At 50.9% G+C, this 5,502-nt stretch carries 2 tRNA genes and 3 rRNA genes; all 5 read right to left on the reverse strand.

The window, feature by feature from the left end:
• Positions 1–6: 6 nt before the first annotated feature.
• The 5 genes from rrf to AC2I9W_RS17495 all read right to left on the reverse strand — a co-directional run bounded on the left by rrf (position 7) and on the right by AC2I9W_RS17495 (position 5,370).
• A 5S ribosomal RNA gene (gene rrf / locus AC2I9W_RS17475) occupies positions 7–119 on the reverse strand.
• Positions 120–293: 174 nt separating this feature from the next.
• A 23S ribosomal RNA gene (locus AC2I9W_RS17480) occupies positions 294–3,173 on the reverse strand.
• A gap of 379 nt (positions 3,174–3,552) precedes the next feature.
• Positions 3,553–3,628 (reverse strand) — tRNA-Ala (locus AC2I9W_RS17485).
• A 28-nt stretch (positions 3,629–3,656) separates the two neighbouring features.
• A tRNA-Ile gene (locus AC2I9W_RS17490) sits at positions 3,657–3,733 on the reverse strand.
• A 102-nt stretch (positions 3,734–3,835) separates the two neighbouring features.
• A 16S ribosomal RNA gene (locus AC2I9W_RS17495) occupies positions 3,836–5,370 on the reverse strand.
• The 16S, 23S and 5S rRNA genes sit together here with 2 tRNA genes alongside, the layout of an rRNA operon.
• Positions 5,371–5,502: the final 132 nt, after the last annotated feature.

A 5,502-nucleotide genomic window follows, 5' to 3' on the forward strand; every position in this document is an offset into this window, starting at 1 on the left:
GTAAGAGCCTGACGATGACCTACTTTCACACGGGAACCCGCACTATCATCGGCGCAAAGTCGTTTCACTGTCCTGTTCGGGATGGGAAGGAGTGGTACCAACTTGCTATGGTCATCAGGCATAAACTTTTTGTCAGATCGATCAGTTGCCATTCACTTCTGAATGACTTTCCTCTCGCTCCAACGAATTCATAGAGTCTTCAATCAGCTTTTCGATTGCGCCTTTTCGGCATAACTTGAACGATTTTTCAATCTGTTCAGTCTTTTATTTTCTGAGCTTTAACCCAAAGTTATAGGGTCAAGCCGCACGGGCAATTAGTATTGGTTAGCTTAACGCATTGCTGCGCTTCCACACCCAACCTATCAACGTCGTGGTCTACAACGACCCTTCAGGGGGCTCAAGGCCCCGGCAGATCTCATCTTGAAACGAGTTTCCCGCTTAGATGCTTTCAGCGGTTATCTCTTCCACACTTAGCTACCCTGCGATGCCACTGGCGTGACAACAGGTACACCAGAGGTGTGTCCACTCCGGTCCTCTCGTACTAGGAGCAGGCTTCCTCAAATCTGCAGCGCCCACGGAAGATAGGGACCAAACTGTCTCACGACGTTTTAAACCCAGCTCACGTACCTCTTTAAATGGCGAACAGCCATACCCTTGGGACCGACTACAGCCCCAGGATGAGATGAGCCGACATCGAGGTGCCAAACACCGCCGTCGATATGAACTCTTGGGCGGTATCAGCCTGTTATCCCCAGAGTACCTTTTATCCGTTGAGCGATGGCCCTTCCATACAGAACCACCGGATCACTATGTCCTGCTTTCGCATCTGCTCGACTTGTCAGTCTCGCAGTTAAGCACGCTTATGCCATTGCACTATCGTCACGATGTCCGACCGTAACTAGCGTACCTTCGAACTCCTCCGTTACGCTTTGGGAGGAGACCGCCCCAGTCAAACTGCCTACCATGCACTGTCCCCGATCCAGATAATGGACCAAGGTTAGAACCTCAAACGCACCAGGGTGGTATTTCAACGTTGGCTCCATGAGAACTAGCGTCCTCACTTCAAAGCCTCCCACCTATCCTACACAGATCCGTTCAAAGTCCAATACAAAGCTACAGTAAAGGTTCATGGGGTCTTTCCGTCTTTCCGCGGGGAGATTGCATCATCACAAACATTTCAACTTCGCTGAGTCTCAGGAGGAGACAGTGTGGCCATCGTTACGCCATTCGTGCAGGTCGGAACTTACCCGACAAGGAATTTCGCTACCTTAGGACCGTTATAGTTACGGCCGCCGTTTACTGGGACTTCAATCAAGAGCTTGCACCCCATCATTTAATCTTCCAGCACCGGGCAGGCGTCACACCCTATACGTCCACTTTCGTGTTTGCAGAGTGCTGTGTTTTTATTAAACAGTCGCAGCCACCAATTTTTTGCAACCCCTTTTAGCTCCGTTTGTACAACTTCACTGACTTGGGGTACACCTTCTCCCGAAGTTACGGTGTCAATTTGCCGAGTTCCTTCTCCTGAGTTCTCTCAAGCGCCTTAGAATACTCATCTCGCGCACCAGTGTCGGTTTGCGGTACGGTCGTATGTAGCTGAAGCTTAGTGGCTTTTCCTGGAAGCAGGGTATCACTCAGTTCGTCTGCAAGCAGACTCCTTATCACCCCTCATCTAAGCCTGGCGGATTTGCCTACCAGGCATGACTACAGGCTTGAACCAACATATCCAACAGTTGGCTGAGCTAACCTTCTCCGTCCCCACATCGCACTACATATCGGTACAGGAATATTGACCTGTTTCCCATCAGCTACGCATCTCTGCCTCGCCTTAGGGGCCGACTTACCCTACGCCGATGAACGTTGCGTAGGAAACCTTGCGCTTACGGCGAGGGGGCTTTTCACCCCCTTTAACGCTACTCATGTCAGCATTCGCACTTCTGATACCTCCAGCATCCGTTACCAGACACCTTCACAGGCTTACAGAACGCTCTCCTACCACGCACAGTAAACTGTGCATCCGCAGCTTCGGTAACTGGCTTAGCCCCGTTACATCTTCCGCGCAGGACGACTCGATCAGTGAGCTATTACGCTTTCTTTAAATGATGGCTGCTTCTAAGCCAACATCCTGACTGTTTTAGCCTTCCCACTTCGTTTCCCACTTAGCCAATTTTAGGGACCTTAGCTGGCGGTCTGGGTTGTTTCCCTCTTGAGTCCGGACGTTAGCACCCGGTGCTCTGTCTCCCAAGCTGTACTCGTCGGTATTCGGAGTTTGCATAGGTTTGGTAAGTCGCCATGACCCCCTAGCCTAAACAGTGCTCTACCCCCGACGGTAATACTTGAGGCACTACCTAAATAGTTTTCGGAGAGAACCAGCTATTTCCAAGTTTGTTTAGCCTTTCACCCCTATCCACAGCTCATCCCCTAATTTTGCAACATTAGTGGGTTCGGACCTCCAGTACCTGTTACGGCACCTTCATCCTGGCCATGGATAGATCACTTGGTTTCGGGTCTACACCCAGCGACTAGTCGCCCTATTCGGACTCGATTTCTCTTCGCCTCCCCTATTCGGTTAAGCTTGCCACTGAATGTAAGTCGCTGACCCATTATACAAAAGGTACGCCGTCACCCCTTACGAGGCTCCGACTTTTTGTAAGCATACGGTTTCAGGATCTATTTCACTCCCCTCCCGGGGTTCTTTTCGCCTTTCCCTCACGGTACTGGTTCACTATCGGTCGATGATGAGTATTTAGCCTTGGAGGATGGTCCCCCCATATTCAGACAGGGTTTCTCGTGCCCCGCCCTACTTGTCTGCAGCCTAGTACCACCGATCGGTTTTCACATACGGGACTATCACCCACTATGGTTGGCCTTTCCATGCCATTTTGTTAACCGCTCGACTATCACTGCAAGGCTCTTCCGAATTCGCTCGCCACTACTATCGGAATCTCGGTTGATGTCTTTTCCTCTGGGTACTTAGATGTTTCAGTTCTCCAGGTTCGCTTCGCATACCTATGTATTCAGTATGCGATACCTCTTGCGAGGTGGGTTCCCCCATTCAGAAATCTCCGGATCAAAGCTTATTTGCCAGCTCCCCGAAGCTTATCGCAGGCTATCACGTCTTTCGTCGCCTATCATCGCCAAGGCATCCACCATATGCTCTTAGTCACTTGACCCTATAACTTTGACGCCTCTTGCGAAGCACAAAGCTCTAGATTTCAAAGACTGGTGAGGTCTTGCACCTCACGCGTTATGCCGTAATGTGAATATCTTTGGCTGCATCTTTCGATGCAGCTTAGAGAATATTCGTCATTACTAGATAAATTTGCATTCGCAAAATATCTGTTTTGACGCAATCAAAATGTTGCTGGCGGCACGGTGCGAATATCTTTCGATTTCGCTTTCCACCAGCAACGCTGATTTCGACTCTATGAATTTTTAAAGAACAGCCTATTGAGATGAAATCTCAATACAAAAGCAGTCTTTGCAAGACTGCTTTTGTATTGGGAAGCCTTCGATTGTAGCACTACAGCAACTGCTGATCACTATCATTTTTGGTGGAGGATGACGGGATCGAACCGACGACCCCCTGCTTGCAAAGCAGGTGCTCTCCCAGCTGAGCTAATCCCCCGGGATCCTCGAACCAGACATTGGAATCTTGGTGGGTCTAGTTGGGCTCGAACCAACGACCCCTGCGTTATCAACACAGTGCTCTAACCAGCTGAGCTACAGACCCATTCCTCAACTTGGCTGCAAGAATTTCTTCTTGCTCACCAGGCTTTGGCTTGTTCCAACAACCGATAAGTGTGGACGTTCAATTGAAGCAGCATTTTTCCAGAAAGGAGGTGATCCAGCCGCACCTTCCGATACGGCTACCTTGTTACGACTTCACCCCAGTCACGAACCCCGCCGTGGTAAGCGCCCTCCTTGCGGTTAGGCTACCTACTTCTGGCGAGACCCGCTCCCATGGTGTGACGGGCGGTGTGTACAAGACCCGGGAACGTATTCACCGTGACATTCTGATCCACGATTACTAGCGATTCCGACTTCACGCAGTCGAGTTGCAGACTGCGATCCGGACTACGACTGGCTTTATGGGATTAGCTCCCCCTCGCGGGTTGGCAACCCTTTGTACCAGCCATTGTATGACGTGTGTAGCCCCACCTATAAGGGCCATGAGGACTTGACGTCATCCCCACCTTCCTCCGGTTTGTCACCGGCAGTCCCATTAGAGTGCTCAACTGAATGTAGCAACTAATGGCAAGGGTTGCGCTCGTTGCGGGACTTAACCCAACATCTCACGACACGAGCTGACGACAGCCATGCAGCACCTGTGTGCAGGTTCTCTTTCGAGCACCAAACCATCTCTGGTAAGTTCCTGCCATGTCAAAGGTGGGTAAGGTTTTTCGCGTTGCATCGAATTAAACCACATCATCCACCGCTTGTGCGGGTCCCCGTCAATTCCTTTGAGTTTTAACCTTGCGGCCGTACTCCCCAGGCGGTCAACTTCACGCGTTAGCTTCGTTACTGAGAAAGTTAATTCCCAACAACCAGTTGACATCGTTTAGGGCGTGGACTACCAGGGTATCTAATCCTGTTTGCTCCCCACGCTTTCGTGCATGAGCGTCAGTGCAGGCCCAGGGGATTGCCTTCGCCATCGGTGTTCCTCCGCATATCTACGCATTTCACTGCTACACGCGGAATTCCATCCCCCTCTGCCGCACTCCAGCCTTGCAGTCACAATGGCAGTTCCCAGGTTGAGCCCGGGGATTTCACCACTGTCTTACAAAACCGCCTGCGCACGCTTTACGCCCAGTAATTCCGATTAACGCTTGCACCCTACGTATTACCGCGGCTGCTGGCACGTAGTTAGCCGGTGCTTATTCTTACGGTACCGTCATGACCCGAGGATATTAGCCTCAGGCTTTTCGTTCCGTACAAAAGCAGTTTACAACCCGAGGGCCTTCATCCTGCACGCGGCATTGCTGGATCAGGCTTTCGCCCATTGTCCAAAATTCCCCACTGCTGCCTCCCGTAGGAGTCTGGGCCGTGTCTCAGTCCCAGTGTGGCTGGTCGTCCTCTCAGACCAGCTACAGATCACAGGCTTGGTAAGCTTTTATCCCACCAACTACCTAATCTGCCATCAGCCGCTCTAGTAGCACAAGGCCCGAGGGTCCCCTGCTTTCATCCGTAGATCTCATGCGGTATTAGCTACTCTTTCGAGTAGTTATCCCCCACTACTAGGCACGTTCCGATGTATTACTCACCCGTTCGCCACTCGCCACCAGACCGAAGTCCGTGCTGCCGTTCGACTTGCATGTGTAAAGCATGCCGCCAGCGTTCAATCTGAGCCAGGATCAAACTCTATAGTTCGATCTTAAATTTAAAGTCTTTCGACTACTCACTCACTTGACGGAATCAAGAAGAATAAATTCTTCCTCATTACTGTTTTTGTGAGCGCTTGATAACTCCGAAGAGTTTGTTCCGAAGAACTGGCTGCTTGCC

This window comes from Comamonas sp. FUJ_7 (assembly GCF_057369555.1).